This window comes from Rhizobium sp. CB3171, from assembly GCF_029714265.1.
Lineage (GTDB): Bacteria > Pseudomonadota > Alphaproteobacteria > Rhizobiales > Rhizobiaceae > Rhizobium.
On the sequence record NZ_CP121652.1, the window covers coordinates 553800 to 579812 of the forward strand.

30 protein-coding genes and 1 tRNA gene are annotated in these 26013 nt (G+C 59.3%); 15 read left to right on the top strand and 16 right to left on the bottom strand.

Annotated elements, in window-relative coordinates; translation table 11 throughout:
- Positions 1-272: 272 nt before the first annotated feature.
- Positions 273-911, top strand: coding sequence for a hypothetical protein (locus QA648_RS02700; RefSeq protein ID WP_283049489.1), 639 nt, complete (start codon positions 273-275; stop codon positions 909-911).
- Between the two features lie 145 nt (positions 912-1056).
- Here QA648_RS02700 and QA648_RS02705 read toward each other — a convergent pair whose 3' ends face one another.
- Together QA648_RS02705 and QA648_RS02710 are read right to left on the bottom strand one after the other, a co-directional pair.
- Entirely contained in the window at positions 1057-1749 is a 693-nt protein-coding gene (locus QA648_RS02705; RefSeq protein ID WP_283049491.1) for an HAD-IA family hydrolase, read from the bottom strand.
- Between the two features lie 193 nt (positions 1750-1942).
- Positions 1943-2377: a MarR family winged helix-turn-helix transcriptional regulator gene (locus QA648_RS02710; protein ID WP_158704418.1), complete on the bottom strand. Its 435-nt coding sequence runs from the start codon at positions 2375-2377 to the stop codon at positions 1943-1945.
- A 97-nt stretch (positions 2378-2474) separates the two neighbouring features.
- Here QA648_RS02710 and QA648_RS02715 point away from each other — a divergent pair, with 97 nt between their 5' ends.
- Positions 2475-3143, top strand: coding sequence for a GntR family transcriptional regulator (locus QA648_RS02715; protein WP_104822260.1), 669 nt, complete (start codon positions 2475-2477; stop codon positions 3141-3143).
- 64 nt (positions 3144-3207) lie between these two features.
- On the opposite strand, the gene QA648_RS02720 is transcribed toward QA648_RS02715, so the two are convergent.
- Positions 3208-3930 carry a helix-turn-helix transcriptional regulator gene (locus QA648_RS02720; protein WP_104822261.1) on the bottom strand — a complete coding sequence of 241 codons (723 nt, stop codon included), beginning with the start codon at positions 3928-3930 and terminating at the stop codon, positions 3208-3210.
- 71 nt (positions 3931-4001) lie between these two features.
- On the opposite strand from QA648_RS02720, the gene QA648_RS02725 reads away from it, so the two are divergent.
- Positions 4002-4331, top strand: a complete 330-nt coding sequence (locus QA648_RS02725) for an NIPSNAP family protein (RefSeq protein WP_104822262.1) — start codon at positions 4002-4004, stop codon at positions 4329-4331.
- Positions 4328-4720: an antibiotic biosynthesis monooxygenase gene (locus QA648_RS02730; protein WP_104822263.1), complete on the top strand. Its 393-nt coding sequence runs from the start codon at positions 4328-4330 to the stop codon at positions 4718-4720. The genes QA648_RS02725 and QA648_RS02730 overlap by 4 nt, the downstream gene beginning before the upstream one ends.
- Here the strand turns inward: QA648_RS02730 and QA648_RS02735 are convergent.
- A complete protein-coding gene (locus QA648_RS02735; protein WP_245463929.1) occupies positions 4673-5020 on the bottom strand; it encodes a HepT-like ribonuclease domain-containing protein in 348 nt (115 codons plus the stop codon). The two genes, QA648_RS02730 and QA648_RS02735, sit on opposite strands and share 48 nt — an antisense overlap.
- Entirely contained in the window at positions 5020-5316 is a 297-nt protein-coding gene (locus QA648_RS02740; RefSeq protein ID WP_104822265.1) for a nucleotidyltransferase domain-containing protein, read from the bottom strand. Before QA648_RS02740 ends, QA648_RS02735 begins: the two co-directional genes overlap by 1 nt.
- 144 nt (positions 5317-5460) lie before the next feature.
- On the opposite strand from QA648_RS02740, the gene QA648_RS02745 reads away from it, so the two are divergent.
- Positions 5461-6591: a site-specific DNA-methyltransferase gene (locus QA648_RS02745; protein ID WP_104822266.1), complete on the top strand. Its 1131-nt coding sequence runs from the start codon at positions 5461-5463 to the stop codon at positions 6589-6591.
- A 171-nt stretch (positions 6592-6762) separates the two neighbouring features.
- Here the strand turns inward: QA648_RS02745 and QA648_RS02750 are convergent, their stop codons facing one another.
- The 3 genes from QA648_RS02750 to mutY are packed head-to-tail and all read right to left on the bottom strand — an operon-like array spanning position 6763 to position 8859.
- Positions 6763-7128, bottom strand: coding sequence for a nuclear transport factor 2 family protein (locus QA648_RS02750; RefSeq protein WP_283049495.1), 366 nt, complete (start codon positions 7126-7128; stop codon positions 6763-6765).
- Between the two features lie 4 nt (positions 7129-7132).
- The gene (locus QA648_RS02755) at positions 7133-7747 is read right to left on the bottom strand and encodes an HAD family phosphatase (protein ID WP_104822268.1); all 615 of its coding nucleotides are present in this window, start codon (positions 7745-7747) and stop codon (positions 7133-7135) included.
- Positions 7744-8859 (bottom strand): A/G-specific adenine glycosylase, encoded by a 1116-nt coding sequence (gene mutY / locus QA648_RS02760; protein WP_283049498.1) that lies wholly within the window; start codon positions 8857-8859, stop codon positions 7744-7746. The genes QA648_RS02755 and mutY overlap by 4 nt, the downstream gene beginning before the upstream one ends.
- A 111-nt stretch (positions 8860-8970) precedes the next feature.
- On the opposite strand from mutY, the gene QA648_RS02765 reads away from it, so the two are divergent.
- From QA648_RS02765 to QA648_RS02795, 7 genes are all read left to right on the top strand, one after another.
- Positions 8971-9423, top strand: coding sequence for a hypothetical protein (locus tag QA648_RS02765; protein WP_104822270.1), 453 nt, complete (start codon positions 8971-8973; stop codon positions 9421-9423).
- Positions 9424-9480: 57 nt separating this feature from the next.
- On the top strand, positions 9481-9999 hold the full coding sequence (locus QA648_RS02770; protein ID WP_245463930.1) for a DUF721 domain-containing protein: 519 nt from the start codon (positions 9481-9483) through the stop codon (positions 9997-9999).
- A 22-nt stretch (positions 10000-10021) separates the two neighbouring features.
- A complete protein-coding gene (locus QA648_RS02775) occupies positions 10022-10246 on the top strand; it encodes a DUF6290 family protein (protein WP_104825010.1) in 225 nt (74 codons plus the stop codon).
- On the top strand, positions 10230-10412 hold the full coding sequence (locus tag QA648_RS02780; protein WP_311319437.1) for a type II toxin-antitoxin system RelE/ParE family toxin: 183 nt from the start codon (positions 10230-10232) through the stop codon (positions 10410-10412). The genes QA648_RS02775 and QA648_RS02780 overlap by 17 nt, the downstream gene beginning before the upstream one ends.
- A 277-nt stretch (positions 10413-10689) precedes the next feature.
- Entirely contained in the window at positions 10690-11427 is a 738-nt protein-coding gene (locus tag QA648_RS02785; RefSeq protein WP_104822271.1) for a DsbA family protein, read from the top strand.
- Positions 11428-11544: 117 nt separating this feature from the next.
- On the top strand, positions 11545-15006 hold the full coding sequence (locus QA648_RS02790) for a chromosome segregation SMC family protein (RefSeq protein ID WP_283051194.1): 3462 nt from the start codon (positions 11545-11547) through the stop codon (positions 15004-15006).
- Between the two features lie 142 nt (positions 15007-15148).
- Entirely contained in the window at positions 15149-16471 is a 1323-nt protein-coding gene (locus QA648_RS02795; protein WP_283049499.1) for a hemolysin family protein, read from the top strand.
- A 17-nt stretch (positions 16472-16488) separates the two neighbouring features.
- Here QA648_RS02795 and QA648_RS02800 read toward each other — a convergent pair whose 3' ends face one another.
- Together QA648_RS02800 and QA648_RS02805 are read right to left on the bottom strand one after the other, a co-directional pair.
- Entirely contained in the window at positions 16489-16821 is a 333-nt protein-coding gene (locus QA648_RS02800) for a HigA family addiction module antitoxin (RefSeq protein WP_104822274.1), read from the bottom strand.
- 9 nt (positions 16822-16830) lie between these two features.
- A complete protein-coding gene (locus tag QA648_RS02805) occupies positions 16831-17055 on the bottom strand; it encodes a type II toxin-antitoxin system RelE/ParE family toxin (RefSeq protein ID WP_283049502.1) in 225 nt (74 codons plus the stop codon).
- Positions 17056-17301: 246 nt separating this feature from the next.
- Between QA648_RS02805 and ppdK the strand changes: the two genes are divergently transcribed.
- Complete coding sequence (gene ppdK / locus QA648_RS02810; protein WP_283049504.1) at positions 17302-19968, top strand: pyruvate, phosphate dikinase; 2667 nt, start codon at positions 17302-17304, stop codon at positions 19966-19968.
- Positions 19969-19995: 27 nt separating this feature from the next.
- Here ppdK and QA648_RS02815 read toward each other — a convergent pair whose 3' ends face one another.
- The gene (locus QA648_RS02815) at positions 19996-20262 is read right to left on the bottom strand and encodes a hypothetical protein (protein WP_104822276.1); all 267 of its coding nucleotides are present in this window, start codon (positions 20260-20262) and stop codon (positions 19996-19998) included.
- Between the two features lie 122 nt (positions 20263-20384).
- Positions 20385-20801 (bottom strand): hypothetical protein, encoded by a 417-nt coding sequence (locus QA648_RS02820; RefSeq protein ID WP_283049505.1) that lies wholly within the window; start codon positions 20799-20801, stop codon positions 20385-20387.
- A gap of 242 nt (positions 20802-21043) precedes the next feature.
- On the opposite strand from QA648_RS02820, the gene QA648_RS02825 reads away from it, so the two are divergent.
- On the top strand, positions 21044-21976 hold the full coding sequence (locus QA648_RS02825) for a DUF1499 domain-containing protein (RefSeq protein WP_283049506.1): 933 nt from the start codon (positions 21044-21046) through the stop codon (positions 21974-21976).
- A 6-nt stretch (positions 21977-21982) separates the two neighbouring features.
- On the opposite strand, the gene QA648_RS02830 is transcribed toward QA648_RS02825, so the two are convergent.
- Together QA648_RS02830 and QA648_RS02835 are read right to left on the bottom strand one after the other, a co-directional pair.
- Positions 21983-22891 (bottom strand): MBL fold metallo-hydrolase, encoded by a 909-nt coding sequence (locus QA648_RS02830; RefSeq protein WP_283049507.1) that lies wholly within the window; start codon positions 22889-22891, stop codon positions 21983-21985.
- Complete coding sequence (locus tag QA648_RS02835; protein WP_104822279.1) at positions 22888-23187, bottom strand: cupin domain-containing protein; 300 nt, start codon at positions 23185-23187, stop codon at positions 22888-22890. Before QA648_RS02835 ends, QA648_RS02830 begins: the two co-directional genes overlap by 4 nt.
- Positions 23188-23346: 159 nt before the next feature.
- On the opposite strand from QA648_RS02835, the gene QA648_RS02840 reads away from it, so the two are divergent.
- Positions 23347-23421 (top strand) — tRNA-Gln (locus tag QA648_RS02840).
- A gap of 157 nt (positions 23422-23578) precedes the next feature.
- Here QA648_RS02840 and QA648_RS02845 read toward each other — a convergent pair.
- Both QA648_RS02845 and QA648_RS02850 read right to left on the bottom strand, forming a co-directional pair.
- Positions 23579-25270: an ATP-binding protein gene (locus QA648_RS02845; protein WP_283049508.1), complete on the bottom strand. Its 1692-nt coding sequence runs from the start codon at positions 25268-25270 to the stop codon at positions 23579-23581.
- A 231-nt stretch (positions 25271-25501) separates the two neighbouring features.
- Positions 25502-25900: a hypothetical protein gene (locus tag QA648_RS02850; RefSeq protein ID WP_104822281.1), complete on the bottom strand. Its 399-nt coding sequence runs from the start codon at positions 25898-25900 to the stop codon at positions 25502-25504.
- Positions 25901-26013 lie beyond the last annotated feature (113 nt).

Consider the following 26013-nt stretch of genomic DNA (forward strand, 5'->3'; position numbering starts at 1 on the left):
GGTGAGAGAGTAAAAGAACGAAGCGATGGCAGCCCGTCTTTTTGCGTCGGATCAGCCGCGTGGTTTTCGCGTTTGCGCAATGCCCGCCCGGCCCCGTCCGGTGGGCGGCGGCTTGCGCCAATCTGTCGAGGTCGAAAAGTGAGCCAAAACGGTGCCTACCCAATCGATTTTTCGCTGCGCCGCTGGTATAGACCATCGCCAAGTGTCATAAAAGGCCCGTCGAACAGGCTGCAGGCCGATAATGTAAATTATTGCAGAGGGTGGAATATATAGTGTTTGGCAGGGTTTCGCGTCGTCTTTTTTCCGCTTCGCTTCTGGCATTGTTGGCTGGTTGTAGTTCTCTTGGTTTCGGCGGTAGCGACAAGCAGTCCGGAACGGATGTGACGGTGGCGCCGCAGGCAGCGGCGGGCAATCCATCCGCCGCCAGCCCCGCGCCGCAGGTGACCGGCGGCCAATCCTATGTCGCCGGCAAATGCCCACAAGTCGTCATCCGCGATGAGGCGTCCAGCTACCGCACCTACGCCAAGGGCGCCAAGGACGATCCGAACCAGTTGACCTATCAGGCATCGCTCGCCCAGGCGACGCGCCAGTGCACGACCGACGGCACCAGCCTCAGCATCAATATCGTTGCGCAGGGCCGTCTTGTCGCCGGCCCGGTGGGCGGCCCCGGCAAGGTGACCATGCCGATCCATGTCGCCGTCATGGACAACAACACCGCGCTCTATAGCAAGACCGTCAATTTCACCGCCGAAATCCCGCCGGGCGAAACCACGACGCAGTTCCTCTTCACCGACAACGACATCAACGTCGCCGGCGGCTCCGGTGGCTTCACGGTTGTTCAGATCAGCTTCGATCAGGGGCCGCAGAAGGCCGAAAAGGGCCAGAAGCCCGTTCGCAAGAAGCATCAGTAGGGTTGGGATCAGGCAGTAGGCAGTAGGCAGTAGGCAGTAGGCAGTAGTAAAAGGTCACCTTGTCCTTGCTGCTGCCGGCAATATAGCTGCAACATCTATTGCCTATTGCCTATTGCCTATTGCCTATTGCCTATTGCCTATTGCCTCACAAAACCCCTTCCCACTCCGCCAGCGCCATGACCACGCCGGGCAGATCCATCATCCGGGCGATGACTGTTTCTGCACCCGCATCCGTCAGCCGGTCGGCATGCGAAGGGTAGGTGTGCGAAGCGCCGGTGAAGCCGATGACGCGCATGCCGGCGGCACGCGCTGCTTGGACGCCATGGACCGAGTCTTCGACGACGATGACGTTGGCCGGCGGAACGTTCATCTGCTTGGCACCGTGCAGGAAAATATCCGGCTTCGGCTTGACGCGATCTGCGCCGAGATCCTTGGCGGAATAGATATGTGGCGCAAACAGCTCCTTGTAGCCGACCTTGGAAAGCATCATGTCGATCCGTGCGGAGCTGGAATTCGAGCAGATGCAACGCGGCATCGGCAAGCGCGACAGGGCCAGAGGAACGCCCGGGATAGCCTTGACGTCATTGGCGAGCCGCAAGTCGAGTAGCTTCTCGGACTTGTCGAGCAGCGATGCCGACAGCGGAATGCTCGCCTCGCGCTCGACTTCAAACAAAATGTTCTGCCAGGTCATGCCGGAAAAACGCTCGCCCATTTCTTCGGCGCTGATCGGGTAACCCGCTTCCGTCAGGAGCTTGGATTCAACATCCGCTGCGATGATTTCCGAATCGACCAGAACGCCGTCGCAGTCGAAGATGATGAGATCGAAGCCATTGCTCATGAGAATACACTGCCTTTGAAGGGGCTCTTGATTGGCATGGCCTTGTGCAAAACCGCTTCGCACTTTTTGGGGCCTGCTCTGAAATGGATCGTGCGGCTTTACACGATGCTCCGGCAAAGCTCAACCAATGAGCAGACATGGCAGTAATGCATTGGCGGAAAGGATGGCCGGGGCTCGGGCGTGATTTGAAGGGTCAACCGTGGTGGGTCATGTTGAAAAAGTCGCTGCGCAGGCTTTTTGCGTGCAGTTGGCCAACCTGCGACTCATATTCCTCTTGAGCCGCCCGCCAGCAGGGCTCCGCCTCTGCAATCTTGCTTTCCCCGGCCGGCGATAGCTCCAACAGCAGCCGACGGCTCCCTTCTGTTTCGGGCGCGCTGATGATCAGCCCCTGTTGTTGCAGCGGCTTTACGGCCCGCAGCAGGGTCGTGCGGTCCATTAGCATTGCTGCCGCCAGTTCGTTCATGGTCATCCGCTCATTCTGGCGGAGGAAATTCAGGAGTGAAAACTGAGTGCTGGTTATGCCGGTTGGCGCCATATGGCGCTCGTAGAGTTTCGAGACGTGCCTCGCCAGTTGCCGAGTCGCCAGGCAATGGCACGCAAGGGGACCAAGATCGTCTTCGGTTTGCATGAACTTACTATGCTTGTGCATATGCACCAAGTCAAGTTGTCACCGCGCTTGATCAGGATGGCTCGACAAGGCCGATCGTCATCTTTAAGGATCGGCCATGGCCAAAGAGCGCGACGACACGATTGCCAGCCGTATCAGCCGGGTGCTTGCCGACCGCATCATCCGCGGCGAGATCGCACCCGATGCGCGGTTGCGGCAGGATCATATTGCCGAGGAGTTCGGTGCCAGCCATGTGCCGGTGCGCGAGGCATTCCGGCGGCTGGAGGCTCAAGGCCTGGCGATCAACGTGCCCCGCCGTGGTGTTCGCGTCGCCTCCTTCGATCTCAAGGAAGTTCGCGAAGTCGCGGAAATGCGGGCTGCCCTCGAGGGGCTGGCGCTGAAGCATGCCGCGCAGCACCTGACGCCGGCAATTCTCGATGCCGCCGAAGAGGCGACGCGGGAAGGGGATGCGGCTGCCGATGTCCGCGCCTGGGAAGAGGCGAACCGCCGCTTTCACCGCCTGATCCTCGCGCCCTGCGGCATGCCGCGGCTGCTCGCATCGATCGACGATCTGCATGCCGCCAGCGCTCGCTTCCTCTTCTCCGCCTGGCAATCGGGCTGGGAAAAACGCACCGACCACGACCATCGCGCCATCCTTGCGGCCCTGCGCCAGGGGCGGACGGAGGAGGCGGCGTCTATCCTGCAGAAACATGTGCAGTGGATCGGCCGATCCCCCGTACGGACGCCTTCGGGTTCGACGCGCGAAGCTTTTGCGATCGTTGGGTAAATCATAGTTTGGATGTTCTGGCGCCGATGATGTTGCGCCCTTCATTGGAGCGACGTCTCAACACTCAGGCGTCGACACCGTCGCGTTCTTGGTTCGTCGCATCCGCGTCGATGGGAAAAAGCGCCAGAAACCGGCGTTCGCCTTCTGATGTAAACAGGATCGAGCGGCTGTTTTCCGATCGCCGCGCCCAGCCCTTGTCGAAGAAGTTGGAAAGCAGCGCCTTGCCGAGGCTGCCGGCGAGGTGCGCCCGGCGTTCGCTCCAATCGAGGCAGGAGCGGCAGAGCGGGCGCCGCGTCGAGCGCAGCCCATTCACATCAATGCCGATCGAGGTGAGATGCTTTTCGCCGCGCTCCGTCAGGCTCAAGCCGTCATCGAGAGCCGAGATCGCACCGGCCGCAATCAGGCTGTCGAGCATGCGTACACCGTAATCACCGGCGAGATGGTCGTAGCAGATGCGTGCCTTGCGAAGGGCCGGCTCTTTCGGACCGGGGCGGTGGCGCAGGTGCCCTCGCGTAGCGGCGAAGCCCATGATACTTTCGAGCAGCTTGCCGACGCCGTCATCGGCCAGCGCGAAATAGCGGTGCCGGCCTTGTTTGCGTTGCGCGAGCAACCCGCCTGCTTCGAGCTTCGACAGATGCGTGCTCGCCGTCTGCAGCGTGATACCGCCGGCCGCCGCCAACTCCGTTGCAGTCAGGGCACGGCCGCCCATCAGCGCGGTCAGCATATTCGCCCGCGCCGGATCGCCAATGAGCGCACCTATCTGCGCGATGTCAGGACCTTCCTTCATACTTCGATCGTAACCGAAGCATAGACGTCGCGCAATGTGCGACAACATCTCCATCACCAAAGGAGACAACCATGATCACCTGTTTCATCCGCTATGAGATCGATCCCTTCAAAAAGGACGCCTTTGCCGAATATGCCAGGGCCTGGGGCCAGGTCATCCCACGCAACGGCGCGGACCTCATTGGCTATTTTGCCCCGCACGAGGGCTCGGCGACGACCGCTTATGGTGTCTACAATGTCGAGAGCCTGGCTGCCTATGAAGCCTATCGCGCCCGCCTCGCAGCCGATCCGCTCGGCAAGGCGAATTACGATTTCTCCCGCCACGAACGCTTCATCATCAGGGAAGATCGCATCTTCCTGAAAAACGTGTCTCTACCGCACGGCCCAAAGGTGACGCCATGATCGCCGTCATTTTCGAAGTCATTCCCTATCTCGGCGAGCGTCATCACTATCTTGATCTTGCCGGCAAGCTGCGCGCAGAACTCGAAACGATCGACGGTTTCATCTCCATCGAACGCTTCGAGAGCCTGACACAACGCGGTAAGCTTCTCTCGCTTTCCTTCTGGCGCGATGAGGCGGCGGTCAAGGAATGGCGCAATCGTGAAACGCACCGGGCGGCGCAAAAGGCCGGGCGAGGGGTAATATTTGCCGACTATCGGCTGCGCATAGCCCATGTGGTGCGTGATTACGGAATGAATGAGAGGGAAGAGGCACCGGCGGATAGCCGCGCGGTGCATGACGAGCTAATCAACACCGAACCGCAGGCAAAGGGCATCAATAGCAATTTCTAGGGCCGGTAGCTCGTCGACGACCACGCCCCAGATGATCTGGTCGGATAGGCCATGATATTGATGACGCAATATGTTTCCTATGGTCTTGACTTGTTGCCACGGAATCTCCGGCCTCAGAGCTTTGATATCGTCGGGCATGGCCCGACTTGCCTCCGAAATGATTTCTATGGCGCGCTGGACGGCGTGTTGAAACAGCCAATCGCTACGGTAGTCGTCCAGTGTTTTTCCCATGGCGGCTTTGCTGATACCGCGGAGTTCTGCGCGTATGTCCTCGAGCGCGTGTCTAAATTCCCGCGGCATCAAAATACCCGCGTCGCCGAGCGTTCGATCGCCGGTCTCAGGCGGGGATGTAGCCCATCTCTGGTCGTAATGTCGACGGGCGCATGAAGATCTTCTTCGAGCAAGAACTTGATACTGATCAGATCGAAAGCATTGAAACGACTAGCCGGGTCATAGTCGACAAAAATATCCACATCACTCGATGGTTGCGCCTCATTCCGGGAAACAGAGCCGAAAAGGTAAAGCGACGTTGCACCGAGCGCCCGGATGGCGTCCGCGTTGTTTTTAAGCCGCGTTATCGTTTCGTTTCGGTCCATGAGAATGTTCTATCGCATTCGCTGTTATTTTTCTATGCCGCGAATAATTTCTCAAATCGCCCGCCGCTTTAGCCTTTGGTAACCAACTTAGGTAACCATAACACTCAGTTAATCGTATCGAGTAAGTGTAACAGCGAGTATCACATGGCGTCAGTTTTCCCGCTTGCCGACCTCAGGACTTCCGCAACGCCGGGCTCTTGGGTCGACACGATCATCAAGGGCGATTGCGTAGCCGCTCTTGAAGCACTGCCCACCCATTCCGTCGACGTCATCTTCGCGGACCCGCCTTACAATTTGCAGCTCGGCGGTACGCTGCATCGCCCCGATCAATCGCTTGTCGACGCCGTTGACGACGAATGGGACCAGTTTGCCTCCTTCGAGGCTTATGATGCCTTTACCCGCGCCTGGCTTCTCGCCTGCCGTCGCGTGCTGAAGCCGACGGGCACCATCTGGGTCATCGGCTCCTATCACAATATTTTCCGCGTCGGCGCTACGATGCAGGATCTGAACTTCTGGATCCTCAACGACATCGTCTGGCGCAAGACCAATCCGATGCCGAATTTCAAGGGACGTCGTTTCCAGAACGCCCATGAAACGATGATCTGGGCGAGCCCGAACGCCAAGGCCAAGGGCTACACCTTCAACTACGACGCCATGAAGGCTGCCAATGACGATGTGCAGATGCGCTCCGATTGGCTGTTCCCGATCTGCAGCGGCGGCGAGCGGTTGAAGGATCAGGACGGCAAGAAGGCGCATCCGACGCAGAAGCCAGAAGCCCTGCTTGCCCGTGTCATCATGGCATCGTCCAAGCCCGGCGACATCATCCTCGACCCCTTCTTCGGCTCTGGGACCACCGGTGCCGTCGCCAAGCGTCTCGGCCGTCACTTCGTCGGCATCGAACGCGAGCAGGATTACATCGATGCGGCCAGCGCCCGCATCGCCGCCGTCGAGCCGCTCGGTAAGGCGGAACTGACCGTCATGACAGGCAAGAAGGCTGAAGTTCGCGTTGCCTTCAACGTTTTGATCGAAAGTGGCCTCATCAAGCCCGGCCAGGTGCTGACGGATGCGAGGCGTCGCTACAGTGCCATCGTGCGCGCCGATGGCACGGTCGCCTCCGGTGGCGAAGCGGGCTCCATTCATCGCCTCGGTGCGAAAGTCCAGGGCCTTGATGCATGCAACGGATGGACGTTTTGGCACTTCGACGATGGGCATTCCCTGCGCCCGATCGACGACCTGCGTTCGATCGTCCGCAATGATCTGGCCAAGGTGGAATAATTCCAACTATTTCAGCGGCATAATCTTCTCCGAGAGCCTTTCCCGACTATCGGGATCGTGCCGCGGCCGGATCCGCATATCCGCCTTCTTCCGTCGAGTACCTCCAGTTAGGGAGGAAGGCGAGACGCCCAGGATTCTCGAATCCTGGGCGCCATTTTTTTGCCTGACGGCTTAGAATTCCTGATAGTCCGTCACTTCGACCCGGACGACGCGTCCGTCTTCGTCGAAGGTGATCGTCTCTTCGCCCTCGCGGATCAGCGGCTTACCGGTTTTGCTGTTCGTTGCCCGTACGGACCAGACACTCCGGCCGGAAAGCGGCGTCAGCGTTTCCACCAATGAATTGATTGCGGTTTGATCCGGATAGGTATCGAAATAGCCATGGAAGGCCTCCATGATTGCCTCGCGACCTGCGAGGCTGCCGACGCCGTTCGAGACATAGGTGGCGTTCTCCGCGAAGAAATCCTCGATTGCTTCGAAATCGAGCCTGTTGATCGCGTCATGAAAGAGGGTGATGCGTTCTGCCGGATCGAAAATCATGGGCTCAAACCTGGATGCCGTAGGCGGCGAGATCGCTGCGCAGCTTCGCGGCGCCGGTGAAATGGACTGCATTCCAACCCGCAGCTTTCGCACCTTCGACGTTGGCAAGCGAATCGTCGATGAAGATGGTCGAGGCCGGATCGAGCTCGAAACTTTTCACATGCGCCTCATAGATTGCAACGTCCGGCTTGATCAGGCCGATGTCGCCGGACACAGTGACGCCGCGCGGCTTGGAGAGGAAATCGAAGCGCGTCTGCGCTTCACGAAACGTATCGGAGGCAAAGTTGGTCAGCATGGTGACGTCACGGCCCTCGGCAATCAGCTTCTCCATGATGGCGACGCTATCGTCATAGGCATGCGGCACCATATCGTGCCAATATTTGCGGAAGGCACGGATCTGTTCCTCGCGCTCGGGATGGTCGGCGATCAGCAGCGCTTCGGCTTCTTCCCACGTCCGGCCGCGATCCTGCTCGATGTTCCATTCATTTGTGCAGACATTGGCGAAGAACCAGGTTCGCTCTGCTTCATCGGGGATGAGGCGGCCATAAGGAATGCTCGGATCATAGTGAAGAAGCACTTTGCCGATGTCGAAGACAATGTGCCGGATTTCCGTCGTCATGAATTATGTCCTGCCTTTTCGAATGTCTTGGTCTTTGTGAATGCGCGTGGAATAGCCTGAATGATCGCTTTTTTCATGACGGTGGGCAGCGCCTGGGCTTCAAGATTTGTAACCGGCTCCCACCATCCGTCATTGTGGGTAGTGTTCGATGCCACTTGAGCGCGATAGATCGATAGCCGCAGTTCGAAGTGAGTAAAGACATGCGTCACGCTCCCCGCCGCCTGCCAGTCGGCCGGGAAGGGGGCGGCCGCAGCACTGGTCTCGCCGTCAAGCCGTGCTGTCCAGCCGGTGGTCGGCACTTCGGTCATGCCGCCGAGCAGGCCGCTGGCGATGCGCCGGCGCAGATAAATCTCGCCATCGTCATTCACCGCCACGAAAGCGGCACCCTGGCGTACCGGCTTTTCCTTCTTTGCCGCCTTGACCGGAAAATGTTCGGGATCGTGCAGCCGCAAGGCCTCGCAAGCATTGTTGAAGGGACAGAGCGAACAGGCCGGCCGTTTCGGCGTGCAGATCGTCGCCCCCAGATCCATCATCGCCTGCGCGAAATCGCCGGGACGATCGGCTGGCGTCAGCGACGCCACCTTCTGCTTCATCAATGGCTTCGCGGTGGGCAATGGCATGGCAATGGCATACAGCCTGGAGATAACCCGCTCGACATTGCCGTCCATGACAGCCGCCCGCCGGTTGAATGCAATGGCCGCGACCGCCGCTGCGGTATAGTCGCCGATTCCGGGCAAGGCCCGCAGCCCGTCCTCGGTGTCGGGAAACCGACCGTCATGTTCCGCCGCCACAGCCTCCGCGCATTTCTTCAGGTTGCGGGCGCGGGCGTAATAGCCGAGCCCGGCCCAGGCGGCCATGACATCGTCGGTGGGCGCCGCCGCAAGATCATCAACCGTCGGCCAGCGCTCCAGGAATTTGGCGAAATAGGCTTTGACCGCCGGCACGGTGGTCTGCTGCAACATTACCTCGGAGAGCCAGATATGATAGGGATCGGGCCGGATGCCGCGCGCTGCCATCGGCGGCGAGACGCGCCAGGGCAGGTCGCGGTGATGGCGGTCGTACCAGGCAAGCAGCTTTCCAGACAGGGAGGATATTTGCGATGAAAGGTCCATAATTTCCTTCGATCAAGCGATTACATCCAACTCTCTAGACGCAACTATGCTGGAAACGGAAGTCGGAAAATATTGGGCTGCCTAGAAGTCAGCCATCAAGGAGAATTCATCATGCTTATCGAGCTTTTCGATCGTCTACTGAATGCGAGTCCCAACCTGGGGCTTCTGAATATCTGCGCAGCGGAAATTCTTTTCTTGTCGCTTGTCTACTACGCGATGTGGAAGTTGTTGCACACGCAGCCATTCAAATTTCTTACCGTCTATCTCAAGCAGGAATTTCAGCCGCAACGAACGAAGCGCTCTCGTCGTTCGCAGTTGATTTATCATGCATTTGGTGTGTTTTTCTTCCTCATGATGGCGGTATGCGTATATGCCGCTTCCTCGGTCGTATTGCTCGTTGCTGCCTGGCATACCGGTCAGAAGGATGTGTTCCCTCTACAGCTATTGGCTTTGGGGTTTTTCCTTCTTGGTCTTGTTGTAGCGGGGCTGATGCGTAACAATGCAGTGCAGGAGTGGAGATCATTTCACGCTCTTTTACAGAACAGAAAAGGCGGTTCTCTTTGACATTCCTGCTGCGCCAATGCTTCGTTGAGACGCTGGGGAGCGAACTATAGCCTCAAAATGAGCGAATATCGCCTGTCAAAAATGCCGCGTCGTGGCGAAAAGCAGATTTCCGAGCTGACCAACGGCATCGTCGATCCCGTCTTGGCCAAGCGCGCTGGCATCAACACGGCGCTGCTTGGCTCCTGGGACGAGATCGCAGGCGAGGATTTTGCCGAATGCACGCGGCCGGAAAAGATTGCCTGGGCCAAACGCGGCGGTTCGGGCGAGGACGGCGGTTACCAGCCCGGCGTGCTGACCGTCGCCTGCGAGGGCGCCCGCGCCCTGTTCCTGACCCATGCGCAGGGCGAACTGATCCAGCGCATCAACGGCTTCTTCGGCTTCCATGCCGTCAGCCAGATCCGCATCGTCCAAAAGCCTGTTTCCATCACTTCAAAACGCTCCCGCACTCCCCCGCCGCTAAAGGGCGAGGCGGCGCGAAAGCTGGAAGACATGATGGACGGGATCGAGGACGACAAACTGCGTGCGGCAATTCAGAGATTGGGCACCGCGATGGTTTGGAAGCGGGGTAAAAGATAGCTCTATTTTGGGAGATAAGATGATGTTGGCCCTGCGGCTTCCGCCGGAAATTGAAGCAAGGCTCGATGCGCTTGCCAAGCGCACCGGGCGCAGCAAAAGCTTTTATGCTCGTGAGGCAATCCTCGAGCACCTGGACGATCTTGAGGATATCTATCTTGCGGAGAAACGCCTGGAAGAGTTTCGCCGGGGCGAGAGCGATACTGTTTCTTTGGCTGAGTTAATGGCGCGCTATGGCGTGGACGATTGAGTTTCAGCGATCTGCGGAGCGCGAACTCGAAAAGCTCGGACATGAGACTTCGCGACGCATTCTTAAATTTCTCCATGAGCGTGTTTCCAAGCTGGACAATCCGCGCTCCATCGGCGAGGCCTTGAAAGGTTCTGATCTTGGTGACTTTTGGAAATATCGGGTCTGAGACTGCCGGGTAATCGCGCACATCGAAGATAGCGCTATACGAATTCTGATTGTTCGAATCGAAAATCGCCGTGAGATTTATCGAAGATAGTGCCGCATAGTGGCTCATCTTCACGGCCGTCTGCCCATCCCTGCGAATTCTGACGATAATTTAACCTCGTTGTCTTCGGTAGGTCACAATTCTTTGAAGAAAGTTGGTCAACCGTGCCTTGTTCGCAGCAACTAGCCGTTATATCGCAGTGAACCATTCAAAGACCTCTTAAACGACGGGTGACTATATGCCGATGTCCGACATGCTCTTGACCAAACGCCACCTGCTGGGCGGCACCGCCGTTGCGGCCCTCTCTATGGCGTTCGCTGCCTTTGCCGACACCGCATCCGCCGCAAACGCCACCACGGTCGGTGGTGCGCAGGAGACCACCAATACCGCTGCCTCGCCGGAGGATGAAGTCCCGTCGTCGGAAGGCAATGTCGACATGAACGAGGTGCTGAAGCCCGGCCCCTTGCCGGAAATCGCACTCGGCAAGGAAGACGCGCCGGTCAAGATCGTCGAATACATGTCGCTGACCTGCCCGCACTGCGCGCATTTCGCCGTTACCACCTTCGACGCGATCAAGCAGAAATACGTCGACACCGGCAAGGTTCGCTTCATCATCCGCGAATTCCCCTTCGATCCGCGCGCTGCCGCCGCCTTCATGCTGGCCCGTTGCGCGCCGCAGGAACAGTACTTGCCGATGGTCGATATGCTGTTCAAACAGCAAATCGCCTGGGCTTCGCCGGATGTCGATGGCCGTGCCGCGCTGCTGCAAATGTCGAAACTTGCCGGTTTTACTGAGGATAGCTTTACGAAATGCTTGACGAACCAGAAGCTTCTGGATGATGTCAACTCAGTTAGGGAACGCGCAGCCAAAGACTTCGGCGTCAATGCTACGCCGACCTTCTTGATCAACGGCAAGCGTTATGCAGGGGACATGTCGGTTGGTGCCATGTCGAAGCTCATCGATAGCCTTCTCTGATCCGTGCCTTTTCGAAACGGCGGGCGGCGGGGAAACCCGCGCGCCCGTTTTTTTGTGCCTCACTTCTAAAGGGGTTTCTTCCTTCCCCCGCTGTCGCGGAGAGGGGGAGTGGCGCTTATGAAGTTCAACAGGCTTCGTCTCGTCGGCTTCAAATCCTTCGTGGAGCCGGCGGAATTTGTCATCGAACGCGGCTTGACCGGCGTCGTCGGCCCGAACGGTTGCGGCAAGTCCAACTTGGTCGAAGCGCTGCGCTGGGTGATGGGCGAGAACTCCTACAAGAACATGCGCGCTTCCGGCATGGACGACGTCATTTTCTCCGGTTCCGGCAATCGTCCCGCGCGTAATACCGCGGAAGTCGGCCTCTATCTCGACAATAGCGACCGCACTGCACCCGCCGCCTTTAACGACAGCGACGAAATCCAGGTCACCCGCCGCATCGAGCGCGAGCAGGGCTCGCTTTATCGCATCAACGGCAAGGAGGCCCGTGCCAAGGATGTGCAACTGCTGTTCGCCGATGCCTCGACCGGCGCGCGTTCGCCGTCGATGGTCGGGCAGGGGCGCATCGGCGAGCTGATCCAGGCCAAGCCACAGGCCCGGCGCCAGCTTTTGGAAGAGGCGGCCGGTATCTCCGGCCTGCATTCGCGCCGGCATGAGGCGGAGCTTCGTCTGCGCGCTGCCGAAGGCAACCTCGAGCGTCTCGACGACGTGACCTCGCAGCTTGAAAGCCAGATCGAAAGCCTGAAGCGCCAGGCGCGTCAGGCCAACCGGTTCAAGATGTTGTCCGCCGACATCCGCGCCCGCGAGGCGATGCTCCTGCATATTCATTGGGTGCAGGCGAAGGAGGCGGAAGCGGAGGCCGACAACGCGCTCAAGCAGGCAACCGTTCTGGTCGCTGAAAAGGCGCAGATACAGATGGAGGCGGCGAAGACGCAGGGCATTGCCAGCTTCAAGCTGCCGGACCTGCGCGAAGAAGAGGCGAAGGCCGCCGCCGCATTGCAGCGTCTGCAAATTGCTCGCACCCAGCTTGAAGAGGATGCCAATCGCATTCTGCGGCGTCGAGACGAGCTGACCCGGCGGTTGGCGCAACTGGCCGAAGACATCAGCCGTGAAGAGCGCCTCGTTGCCGATAATGCCCAAATCCTGGCAAAGCTCGATGCGGAGGAGGCCGATATTGCCGATATTCTCGCCGATTCCGGCCGGCTTGCCGAGGAAACGCGCGAGGCTTTCGAGGAGGCTGCCGCGAAGCTAGCCGATAGCGAGCGTATCTTTACCGCGCTGACTGCCGAGCGCGCCGAGGCCGCCGCCGCCCGCAATCAGCTCGAGCGCGCCATCCGCGATCTTGCCGACCGGAAGATGCGGCTGGAACGGCAGATGGATGAGGCCAACGGGGAGCTCGCTGCGATCGATGAAAAGATAGCCGCCCTGCCGGATCCTGGCGAAAAGCGCGACGTGGTCGAAGCCGCTGAAAATGTCGTCGCCGATACTGAGGTGGCGATCCAGTTCGTTGAGGCGGCCCTCTCCAAAGCTCGCGAGACGGAGGCTTTATCGCGCGCGCCGGTCGATGAAGCCCGTTCGCGGCTGAATGCCTTGGAAACGGAAGCGCGCACGATCTCCAATATGCTCGCGGCGGGAGCCACCTCGGGCGCATTTGCACCCGTTGCGGAAGAGCTGCGCGTCGACCGTGGCTTCGAGACCGCGCTCGGCGCAGCTCTTGGCGACGATCTGGAATCGCCGCTGGATCCGCAAGCGCCCGCCCACTGGTCCGACAATGGCAGCGGCGCGGCCGATCCTGCCCTGCCGGACGATGTCGTGCCACTGATTTCGTATGTGGGCGCACCGGCGGCATTGACGCGACGCTTGCGCCAGATCGGCCTTGTCACTGCCGCAGACGCTATGCGCCTCATGCCGGCATTGAAGCCAGGCCAGCGGCTGGTGACGAAGGACGGCGCCGTATTTCGTTGGGACGGGCATGTGACCGGGGCAGACGCTCCCAGCGCGGCGGCTCTGCGGCTGGCACAGAAGAATCGTCTTGCGGAGCTTGAGGCCGAAGCCGAGGTGGCGCGCGATATCCTGGCTGAGGCTGAGGAGCGTTTGGCGATTGCCGGCGACGCGATCCGGGCCGAGGAATCCCGTCTTGTCGTTGCGCGTGATACCAGCCGGCTCGCTGCCCGCCACCTTGCGGAAGCTCGCGAAGCATTGGCGATGGCCGAGCGCGCCTCCGGCGATCTGATCCGCCGTCGCGATGTCATCACGGAAGCTGCCAGCCATCTGCAGGCGCAGATGGAAGAGGTGGCGGTGCAAGATGAAAATGCCCGTATCGAACTAGAGGATGCGCCCGATCTGGCGGACATCGACTTGAAGCTGCGCGACCAGCAGGCGGAGGTCGCCACGGATCGCGGCGCGCTTGCCGAAGCGCGTGCCCGTTACGAAGGGCTGAATCGGGAAAATGAGGCCCGGCAGCGCCGCATCCTGGCGATTCGCCAGGAGCGTGACGGTTGGCGCCAGCGCGCCGCCAGCGCCGAAGAGCATATCCAGACCCTGCGCGACCGTGAGGAAGAGGCGCGCGATGAAGCTGCCGAGCTGGACCTTGCCCCGGATGAATTTGATGACAAGCGCCGCGCGCTGATGAACGAATTGCAGAAGGCGGAGGAGGCGCGCCGCACCGCGGCCGACCGCCTGGTCGAGGCGGAAATCGTTCAGCGCGAGGCCGATCGTCAGGCCGCCACGGCACTGTCGGAATTGGCGGAAAGCCGTGAAAAGCGTGGCCGTATCGAGGAGCGCCTGGTTTCCGCCCGCGAGCGCCGCCAGGAAAGCGAGTTGCGCATCCGCCAGACGCTGAATGTCGAACTGCATGAGGTGCTGCGGCTTGCCGGCCTGTCGGCGGGGCAGAATATTCCCGATTTGCGCGAGGTCGAGCGCGAGCTGGAGCGGCTTAAGATCGAGCGCGAGCGCCTTGGTGCCGTCAACCTGCGCGCCGAGGAGGAAAGCAGGGAACTGACAGAACGGCTGCGGGCCTTGATCAAGGAGCGTGATGATGTCATCGACGCCATCCGCAAGCTGCGCGGTGCGATCCAGAGCCTCAACCGCGAAGGCCGCGAGCGGCTGATCGCCGCTTTCGATGTTGTCAATGTGCAGTTCCAGCGGCTGTTTACCCATCTCTTCGGCGGCGGCACGGCCGAGTTGCAACTGATCGAATCCGACGATCCACTGGAGGCGGGCCTCGAAATTCTCGCCCGTCCGCCGGGTAAGAAGCCGCAGACCATGACGCTGCTTTCCGGCGGCGAACAGGCGCTGACAGCGATGGCGCTGATCTTTGCCGTCTTTCTCACCAATCCGGCCCCCATCTGCGTGCTGGACGAGGTGGACGCGCCGCTCGACGACCATAATGTCGAGCGCTATTGCAATCTCATGGACGAGATGGCGGCCTCGACCGAGACGCGTTTCGTGGTCATCACCCACAATCCCATCACCATGGCCCGCATGGACCGGCTCTTCGGCGTGACCATGGCCGAACAGGGTGTCTCACAGCTTGTGTCCGTCGACCTGCAGACCGCGGAGCAACTGCGGGAAATAGCTTGAGGCGCCTCTTTCCGATTGGAAAAAGGAAAAGCTATTCCCATATCGACAAGAAATTGCCGCCTCGGCTGCCGCACAGCCAAAAAGCGTGTTAGATTTGTTCTCGATCAATAATACGTGGCGCTAATCCGCCCGGAAGGGAAGTATGTCTGGATTTGATGGCGGTATTTTCGATTTCCTCGGAATACTCGCCGTATTGCTGCTCGTCGCTGCGAATGGTTTCTTCGTTGCGGCCGAATTTTCGCTTGTCTCCGTTCGGCGCAGTCGTGTGGCCGAACTAGTCTCCGAGGGGCGGATGAACGCGACCGCCTTGCAAAGGGCAGTCGACAATCTCGACGCCAATCTCGCGGCCACTCAGCTCGGCATCACCATATCTTCGCTCGCTCTCGGTTGGGTGGGCGAACCGGCGCTTGCGCACCTCCTGGAGCCTCTTCTCGATTTTCTGCCTGGCTCCTGGGCTGCTGCCGGATCGCATGCCGTGGCTGTCGTGATTTCCTTCATCATCATTACGGCCCTGCACATCGTCCTTGGCGAACTTGCGCCGAAGAGCCTGGCATTGCAGCGCAGCGAAGGCACCGCCCTCGGCGTGGTGCGGCCGCTGGGCCTGTTTCTGTTCTTGCTCCGCCCGGCGATCTTGGTGTTGAACGGTCTCGGCAACATGGTTTTGCGCCTTTTTGGCCTGCGGCCGGGCGCCGGTGAAGGCTCGCTGCATTCCCCTGCTGAAATCAAGATGCTGGTCGCCGAAAGCCAGGAAGCAGGCCTGTTGGAACAGGCGCAGCAGGAATTGGTCGAGCGCGTCTTCAATATCGGCGACCGCGATGTCTCCGATATTATGACGCCGAGGCTGGAGGTCGATTGGATCGATGCCGAGGACTCGCCGGAGGAGATGCTGAAGGCTATTCGGGAAAGCCGGTTTGACCAACTTCTCGTCGGTCGCGGGACGATCGACGAACCGATCGGCATGATCCTGAAGAAGGATCTTCTCGATCAGCTTTTGAACGGCCAATCGCTCGATCCGATAGCGGTTATGCGGCAGCCTCTTATCGTTCATGAAGCAACCGCCGTTTTCAAGGTTCTCGAGAGCTTCAAGCGCGCGCCTGTCCGTCTCGCCATGGTCATCGATGAATATGGTAGCCTGGAGGGCATCGTCACGCAGACCGACCTGCTGGAAGCCATCGCCGGCGACTTGCCGGATATGGAGAACGAAGGACCGGATATCGTCGAGCGGGCCGACGGCTCCTTGCTGATCGAAGGCATGATGCCGGCCTATGACGCTTTCCAGCGGCTCGGCCTGCGCGAGCGTTCCGAAGACAATTTCCACACCTTCGCGGGCTTCGCGCTCTACCAACTCGGTCATATCCCCGAGGTCGGCGAGAGCTTTACATTCGACGGCTGGCTCTTCGAAATCGTCGATTTGGACGGCATGCGGATCGACAAGATTCTGGCGCGGCGGGAGGCCGGAGCTTAGTCGCCGGTTGGCGGTCTTCAGGTTGCGGTCGATGGCGGATCGTTTGGCTTGCCTTTGAACGGTGCCACCTTGATGTCTCCCTCCCGTTTCCGGGCTTGAGCAATGTCGTAGCTATTCTGCATCCGCATCAGCGTATCCATAGACACGCCAAATGCCTTCTCGATTCTGAGAGCCATTTCTGGCGATAGGTGGGCTCGTTCATTGAGAAGCGCGGACAAGGCCGGGCGCGTAACGCCTAGCGCCTTGGCTGCGTCGGTGACGGAAAGCTCAAGAGCTTCAATGATTTCGCTTTTGACGAACCCGCCCGGATGGGCTGGGTTTTTCATACGGATGCCCTGTAAAGCGTTCATGGCCATCTCCTAGTGATAATCTTCATAATCGAGGTCGATGATCTCAATTTCTGTCCGGTCTATCCGAAACGTCAGTCGCCAGTTTTTCGTGACAAAGAGGCTCCAAGTGCCTTTGCGGTCGCCGGTGAGTAGATGGGCTTTCCAACTTGGCATCGTCCGCAATTCCTCCTCTTGTTCCATATCCTGGAGGAAGGAAATAATTCGCCGTAGTTTTGGCACGAAGGCCGGCTGCAAGCCGGAGGCATCATCCTCTTCGATGAACCGGCGTCCCCTTATGAATCACGTTTCTGATCTTCATGATTTTAACTAGTTGGGCACGCGTCATGCGTCAAATGACGCTTTACGCGCTTGCTATAGTGGACACGATTTTTAACACTGCGATTTTATATTTATTGTGCAGCGCAACATTTCGCCGCATTTGTCGATTTTCATTTCCACCTCAATGAATTAAGTTCAACCTTAGGAGTTGGACGGGGGAAAATGACGAAGTGGGTTTATACATTCGGCGACGGGAAGGCCGAGGGGCGCGCCAAGGACTATGAGCGGCTCGGGGGGAAGGGCGCCAATCTTGCCGAAATGTGCAGCCTTGGCCTGCCGGTTCCCCCCGGCTTGACGATCATCAGCGAAGTCTGCGCTTTCTATTACAAAAACGGCCGCAACGTTCCGGAAGACCTGAAGCTGCAGGTGATGCAGGGGCTGAAGCAGATGGAGGCGATCACCGGGCGCAAGTTCGGCGATACCGTTCGCCCGCTGCTCGTTTCCGTGCGCTCCGGCGGCCGCGCCTCCATGCCTGGCATGATGGATACCGTCCTCAATCTCGGCCTCAACGACGACACGGTGCAGGCGCTCGGCCATGATGCCGGCGACGCCCGCTTCGCCTGGGACAGCTATCGGCGCTTCATCCAGATGTATGCCGATGTCGTCATGGGTCTCGACAACGAGATTTTCGAGGAAATTCTGGAGGATGAGAAGGCTCGTCTCGGCCATGAGTTCGATACCGATCTTTCTGCCGTTGAGTGGCAGCATGTTGTCTCGCTTTATAAGGCCGTCATAGAAGAGGAACTGGACGAGGCTTTCCCGCAGGAGCCCGAGGTGCAGCTCTGGGGTGCCGTCGGCGCGGTGTTTTCCAGTTGGATGAACCCGCGTGCGATCACCTATCGTCATTTGCACAATATCCCCGAAGCTTGGGGCACGGCAGTCAATATCCAGGCCATGGTCTTCGGCAATCTCGGCAATTCCTCCGCCACTGGTGTTGCCTTCACCCGCAATCCCTCGACGGGTGAAAAGGAGCTCTACGGCGAATTCCTGGTCAATGCGCAGGGCGAGGATGTCGTTGCCGGTATTCGCACCCCGCAGAGCATCACCGAGGCGGCCCGTATCGCCTCCGGCTACGACCGGCCGTCGATGGAAAAGCTGATGCCGGAAGCCTTTGCCGAATTCCGTCGCATCTGCGCCGAGCTCGAAGCGCATTACCGTGACATGCAGGATCTGGAATTCACCATTGAGCGCGGCAAGCTCTGGATGCTGCAGACCCGCGCCGGCAAGCGCACCACCAAGGCGGCAATGAAGGTCGCTGTCGATATGGTCGACGAAGGTCTGATCACCGAGGATGAGGCCGTTTCGCGCATCGAGCCCTCGACCCTTGATCAGCTCCTTCACCCAACGATCGATCCGCGCGTGCATCGGGAGATCATCGGCTCCGGCTTGCCGGCTTCGCCGGGGGCCGCGACCGGCGAGGTTGTCTTCACCGCCGAGGAGGCGATTGTCGCAGAAGAGGAGGGCCGCAAGGTCATTCTCGTGCGCATCGAGACCAGCCCGGAGGATATTCACGGCATGCATGCCGCCGAGGGGATTCTCACCACGCGCGGCGGCATGACCAGCCACGCGGCGGTGGTTGCCCGTGGCATGGGCATTCCCTGCGTGGTCGGCGCCGGCACCATGCGCATCGACATGCGCAACGAAAAGCTGATCGGCATCGGCGTCACCCTGAAAAAGGGCGACATTGTCACCATCGATGGTTCCACCGGTCAGGTGCTGAAGGGCGAGGTGGCGATGATCCAGCCGGAACTGTCAGGCGATTTCGGGCGTATCATGGAGTGGGCTGACCGCTCGCGCCGCATGACGGTGCGCACGAATGCGGACACACCGGCGGACGCCCGTGCCGCCCGTTCCTTCGGCGCCGAAGGCATCGGCCTTTGCCGCACCGAGCATATGTTCTTCGAAGGCGACCGTATCCATGTCATGCGCGAGATGATCCTCGCGGAAGGCGAGGACGGCCGCCGCGCCGCGCTCGCCAAGCTCTTGCCGATGCAGCGGCTCGATTTCACCGGCATGTTCACCATCATGCACGGCTTGCCGGTGACCATCCGCCTGCTGGACCCGCCATTGCACGAGTTCCTGCCGAAGACGGACGAGGAGATCGCGGAGGTCGCCGGCATCATGGGCATGGAGCCGGCCATATTGCGCCAGCGGGTCGATGCGCTGCATGAGTTCAATCCGATGCTTGGCCATCGCGGTTGCCGTCTGGCGATTTCCTATCCTGAAATCGTCGAGATGCAGGCCCGCGCCATCTTCGAGGCGGCGGTCTCTGCCGCAAAGGAAACGGGTGCCGCGGTCGTGCCGGAGATCATGGTGCCGCTGGTCGGCCTGCGCTCGGAGCTCGATTACGTCAAGGCACGTATCGAAGAGGTGGCCCGCGCGGTCATGACGGAAGCCAAGATGAAGATCGATTATCTCGTTGGCACGATGATCGAGCTGCCGCGCGCGGCCCTCCGCGCGCACATCATTGCCGAGGCCGCCGAATTCTTCTCGTTTGGCACCAACGACCTGACGCAAACCACCTTCGGCATGTCGCGCGACGATGCCGCCGCCTTCATCCCCACCTATCAGCGCAAGGGGATCATAGAGCATGATCCCTTCATCTCACTCGATTTCGACGGCGTGGGAGAACTGATTCGCATCGCTGCCGAGCGCGGCCGTCGTACGCGCAACGATATGAAGCTCGGCATCTGCGGCGAACATGGCGGCGATCCGGCTTCGATCCACTTTTGCGAGGAAATCGGGCTGGATTACGTGTCCTGCTCGCCCTTCCGCGTGCCGATCGCAAGGCTTGCGGCGGCGCAGGCGGCCATCAGAGGCAAGGCTTGAGCTTTCGTCACGGGAGAGGCGAAATGATCAATGCCAACGGCGATGATAGTATCCCGGCCCGACCACGATGGACGGCCCCCAGAAGAAATCATCATTGCTTTCCATGAATGCACGCTGATCCGCGCGCCGGCTCAGATCCTGATTCATCAGGCAGTTGGCGAAATTCTCGGTGCCGCGGCGGAAGCCATAGCTGCTGCATCTCGCTTCATCGGCCGCGCGAATCTCCTCTGCCGTCTGACAGGCCGACAGCACCGTAGCGATGACGATGAGGGAAAGTGCGGGAAAAATACGCATGACTCGATATCCTCGGCACAAATATGCACGCGGGAACTATAGTCTCCCTCAGTGGGGTGCGAAAGTCGTATTGCTGCCCGCTCATCACGAACGGTTGAATGGCGTGCCAGGGTGTGAGTCGTTCAAGCGTCGTCACGCGGCCTTTGCGGCAGGCGTTGCAGCAGATCGACGAAGGCATCGGCGAAGCGGAGCAGGGGTTCGGTTTCCTCATCCGGCTGCAGCAGGCGGATTTCCGCATCGTCTTCGTCGAGCACTGCGAAGATGACGCGCATGGCCTCGCTATCCTCGGGAATCCGCAGGACCGCAATCCGGCGGCAATCCGATATCAATCCCGTGGCGGGGAGATCGAACAGGAATTCGCCATGTGCAGCCCGGGCCGCATCGCGCACGGCTTCGCAAAAGGCCGCTTCGCCACCGGAAAAACCTTCGAGCGATAATTCCAACTCCAGAAGTTCGAGCGGCAGGGTGGGATCGGCAGCATTGGCGACCGCGCCGGCCGCCGCAGGCAACGGCTTGGCGGCGATGTCCGGCGATTGCATCGTTTCCATCTCCTCAAGTCCTTTCATGGCCTAAGTAAACCCCGAAAAGCATGGCTCTTTTTCAGAATTTAAGCAAGTACTCACATTTTGGACTGACGGCCCGGGCAGCCGGCTTACGGTCGCGCGTTAATCATGCGTTCCGACATCCGATTTATTTTCGCCATTTCTTGTTCTAAACATGAGGTCGACCTTCGGAATTGGGTAGCATCCGCCTTCCGATCCGACGTGCCGACGAGTTCTTCATGACCATTCGCTTCGACCGTCCCGTTTCGCATGCCGCGCGCGCCTCGCGCCTGATTGCGTCCTTTGCGCTGGTGCTGTGCGGGGTGATTTTGGTTGGCCATCGATTCGGGCCGCTGGAAACGCCCTATTTCGTCCTGCTGCTGCTGATTTCCGCCGGCTTTGCCGGGCTGGCGGTGCTGCTTGCCATCATCGGCCTGACGCAGCTCTGGCGGTTTGCTGCCATCGGGGGCGTTTCGGCTTTTAAGGCGCTGATCTACGCCGCTCTGCCGCTGGCGATCGTCGGCATCGGCGTGGAGCGTTATTGGACACGGCCAGCAATCTACGATGTCTCTACCGATCTCGTCGATGCCCCGGAATGGCTGGCGCCGCCGCAGGCCAAGCAGATCTGGCTGCCGCCGAGGCATTTTGTGACGCCACAGGACCGCGAGGCCCAATATGCCGCCTATCCGGCGCTGACCGGGCGTCGCTACGAAGGCGCTGCCGACCGCGTGCTCGAGGCTGTGCGCAAGGTCGCGAAGGACAATCATATCACCATCGTCAAGGCCGAAGGCGCCGATGTTGTCGATCCGAACAACCATGAAAAGCCGAAGCGCCCTGCACGCCGGCAGAACCAGAGCCAGACACCGGACGACAGTGCCGTTACCGACATGCCCGATGTCGTCCCCGTGCCGACGCCGCGGCCTTATCGCGACAGCGTGGCCGATCTGATCCGCCAGAATTCCGACGTCGTCCTGCAGGGCGAGACCCGCACCCGCATTCTCGGCCTGAATTTCGACGTGCTGATCCGCCTGCGTGAAGAGGCGGAGACGACGCTGGTCGATGTGCGCGTTGCCTCGCGCTATGGCCAGGACGATCTCGGCATCAGCGCCAACATAGCCGAAAGCTACCTAAAGGCGCTGGACGCTGAACTCCTGGGCATTGCCGGAAGCTGAAGCCGCTCAGGCCAGCCTATAGGTCCCGAACAGCGCCGGCGGCCCGTCCGTTTCGACCTGACCTTTGCCGACGAGATCCTCCAGATGCGCCAGCACCGAGAGTGCAGCCGCGCCATGCAGGCGTGGGTCGGTGTCGCGATAAATGGCCTTCACCATGTCGGGGATCAGGCGGTCACCGGCCCTGATCCGCTCCAGCACGGCGCGTTCGCGCATGCGCCGATGGGTCCTAAGACCGCGCATGAAGGAGGCAGGTTCCTTCACCGGCCCACCATGGCCGGGAAAAAACAAACGATCATCGCGGGCAAGCAGTCGCTCGAGCGACGCCATGTAGTCGGCCATGGAACCATCCGGCGGCGCGACGATCGTCGTCGCCCAGGCCATGACATGATCGGCGGAAAAGACAATGCCGCTGCCTTCCAGCGCAAAGCAGGCGTGATTGGCCGTATGGCCGGGCGTCAGCAAGGCGGTCAGTTCCCAACCGTCTCCGGAGACGCTTTCGCCGTCGCCAAGTGCAATATCCGGCCGAAAATCCGTATCCGAGCTTTCGGCGAAGGGATTGATCTCGCCCTCATGCAGCGGCCGCGCCGCGCGATGCGGCCCTTCGCCAACCGTCAGGGCGCCCGTCGCCTCCTTCAGCCGTTTGGCAAGCGGCGAGTGGTCGCGGTGGGTATGGCTGACGAAGATATGCGTCACCTCGCGCCCCTTCAGCGCCGCCATCAGGGCCGCGAAATGCGCGTCATTCTCCGGGCCGGGGTCGATCACCGCCACGGACGGGCCGCCGACGATATAGCTATTGGTGCCGTGAAAGGTGAAAGCGCTGGGATTGTTGACCGTCATCCGCTCCGCGCCGGGCGCAATGGGCACCGCGCGGCCATAGGCTGGCTCAAAGGCAAGATCGAATTCGGGAACGCTCATCTCTTGTATTCAATTTCAATGAAGGACATCGGTTCGGACCCAGCATTGACCACATTATGCTCGACGCCGGCGTCACGCCGGTAGGCCGCGCCCTTGGCAAGATCGACACGGCGGCTTTCGGCCCCTTCCTCGATCAGAAACTGGCAATCCGTCATCGGCACCACGACATAGCCGAGGCCATGGACATGATGCCCGGTATCGGCGCCCGGTTCGAAATCCCAGCGGATAATGCGCACCACGGCGTCGTCGACAAGCACCGACGGAACAGCCGGAGGGCGGGCGCGAAACTGGCTCATTGGATCTCCTAAAGTGGATTTTGGAACAGCAAGCCCTATCATAGCCCTGCCGAAAGCACACAGAAATATGCGCTCACGCATAACTTAATGATTGTGAGCGGAGACGACCTTTGCTAATCAGACGCCGATTTGGCGCGAACAGTCGCCATGTCGCATTGTTGGGGCGTAGCCAAGCGGTAAGGCAGCGGTTTTTGGTACCGCCATCCCCTGGTTCGAATCCAGGCGCCCCAGCCACTGTAGTTCCTCTATAAAATCAGCTGTTTAGAGAATGTCAGGGGATTCTAGCTTCGGTAGTTTTCCGGTGCATATTTCCTCATGCCGACCGCCGCTACGTGCGTGAGGGATTCGAAATCATATATTTTATTGATTTTTCAATCACGCACTGCCATCGCTAGCCGAAGATCCCCTTGTTCTTTTGCATAATAGCGGACAGCTCGGCATCGCTGGGCGTAAGCGCTGCCCGATCAATCTCGTAACGCACATTATATAATTCTGTGAAGAGCTTGCGAACCTTTGATAGTTTTCGCTTGCCCTTCATTAGGGCGAGCACGTCGGCTGCTACTGCCTTGGAAGCTGCGACACTTAACTTGCCGTGGTCGAGCTTGCCTATGGTGCCTGCCTTCCGTTCGAAGTCAATTCGACCGTTGACGTAGCTTGTGGTAGCGTCATCAATCTCACCTTCAGCCAACTTCTCCCTAAAAGCTGCTAGGTTAAAGCCTGCAACATTCTTTGCGAATCCGTTAATGTAATCGTCCGAGCAGAAGTAAGCCTCGATGTCGATACCAAAGGTCAAAAATGGCTCGGCTCCGATTGCGCGGATTTCCTTTTTCCAAACCTCGATCTCGTCGGGAAAGAGGTAGTCCCGGTCACGGTGCACGATGACAACGGCGTCCGAGATATCTTTCACCTGACGAATCAGCGGTTTCAGAAGGTGGACAGACGTGACGCCGTTATACGGTAGGAGTGCCGTCTTCCCGCCGTCGAAACCAGAGTTCCGTAAAAGAATGTCGAAGTAGCTGGAGTTCTTATCTTCGGTTAGCACGACGTAATCGAAGTGACCACTCTTCAGCTTTTCCTTGATGTCGAGTGCGCCGAGTTCCATCAGGAGATCGACTTGATCTTCCGGTGCGACGACGCGAACTTCGCCTTCCTGTACCCAAAGCAGACGGGCGTCGTTATACATTGCGTCGAGCACGTGTCGCGAGTGCGTCGTGATGATAACCTGCACGCCTCGTTCTTCCGAAATCGTTTTCAAGAGAGAGCAGAGCAGACGCTGATTGTTCGGATGCAAATGCGAGTCAGGTTCATCGAGAATAATGATGCGAGGCGAGAAAAGGTGAAGATAGGCCAGAATCTGGATGGCTTGAAGGAGGCCTGTTCCAGCTAAGTCGAGAGGAACCTCTTTCATTCCATCCCTGATGGTCACTTGGATGAATTGGTCGACGGCCGCATAGAAGCTGACGTTGATAATGATGCCAGGGAAGATTTCAGCGACGTCAGACTCGAACTTAATCCACTCTTCTTTCTGCTTTAGCCGGTAGAGAATGTTGCGAAGAACAATGTTAGCGTCACCACGCGCTAGGACTCGCAGGAGCACGCCATCTGAAACGTAGCTCTCATTACGCGAGACGCCGGCAAGACCCGGCGAAAAGATCGTGAATGGGGTTTCAAGGTTCGATAGTTTCCTTGCCAGCTCGACGTTCGTCGGCTCCACAAGGATGTTAGTAATGCGACCTTTTCGGACGCTGACGCCAACTTTGTTGCCGTCGTCAAAAACGAAATCAAGGCTAATGGCCTTTTCCTCGTCCTCAAGAAGGCGACCACCATACCCGAGAGAATAGGGATCATCCGAGGGAATATAGATCAACTCGGTCGGGCTGATAGTGGTTGATTTCTTCGTTTGAGCCGGCCACTTGTTAGCTATATTGAGCGACTGGAAGAGCGTGAAGGCGAAGTGGATCCCCTGAATAAGTGTGCTCTTACCAGAGTTATTTCCGCCAATTAGCACGTTTACATTCGATAGGTCGAAAGCGACTTGCTCCAAGCGTTTGAAGCGTTCAACAGTTACTTGTTTGAGAATCATTTGTAGGCTCCGAGTCCGCCAACCTTACACAATTTGCGGTTTTCGCAAGCCTCCCAGTCAAGTTGCAATTTGGCAAACTGCTGTGGTGAACCAAGCGCCGGCGATTGTGGGATGATTTCCAAAATCAGGTCGAATTAGCTTGCTCGCAAAAAGCCAGCACACCGCCCAAATAAAAACAGGCGACCCTTTCGAGCCGCCTGCGATATTTCCGTCCCCGATAATCCGAGAAACTCAGCTCGCCTTTTCCGGCGGCGCCAGCAGTTCGGCGCAATAGGAGGAGCCGTTGGTGCCGGGCTGGTCGCCGAGGATGTGGACCGAGCGGATGACATAGCTCTGGTTGGTGACGATATCGGCTTTGCAGCTATAAAACCGCTTGCCGCCCTTCTTTTCGCCCTTCTTGCCGGCGACGGTGACCGTCTTGTAGCCGCCACGCCACGTATAGACGCGGTTGCCGCCTTCGTCGCGATCGGAGAGCGGCGGGCCGTAGGAGGCGAAGAAGCGGCCGGCCGACTGGCCTTCCCAGCGGTCCTGAACCGGGTTGCTCGCAATCGACGGGAGCGCTGTGGTTGTGGTGGTGCAGCTTGCCAGGGCCAGCAACAGCCCCGCCGCGGTGATCATGCGGATATTCATCGTATCGTCCTTGAGCTTCTGTCTCGCATTCGGTTGCGCAAACGCCGCTGTCCCACGACATTTCCGCCTGTCCCGCTAAGGCTTTAGCGCCAAAGCCGGCAAAAGAAAATTCC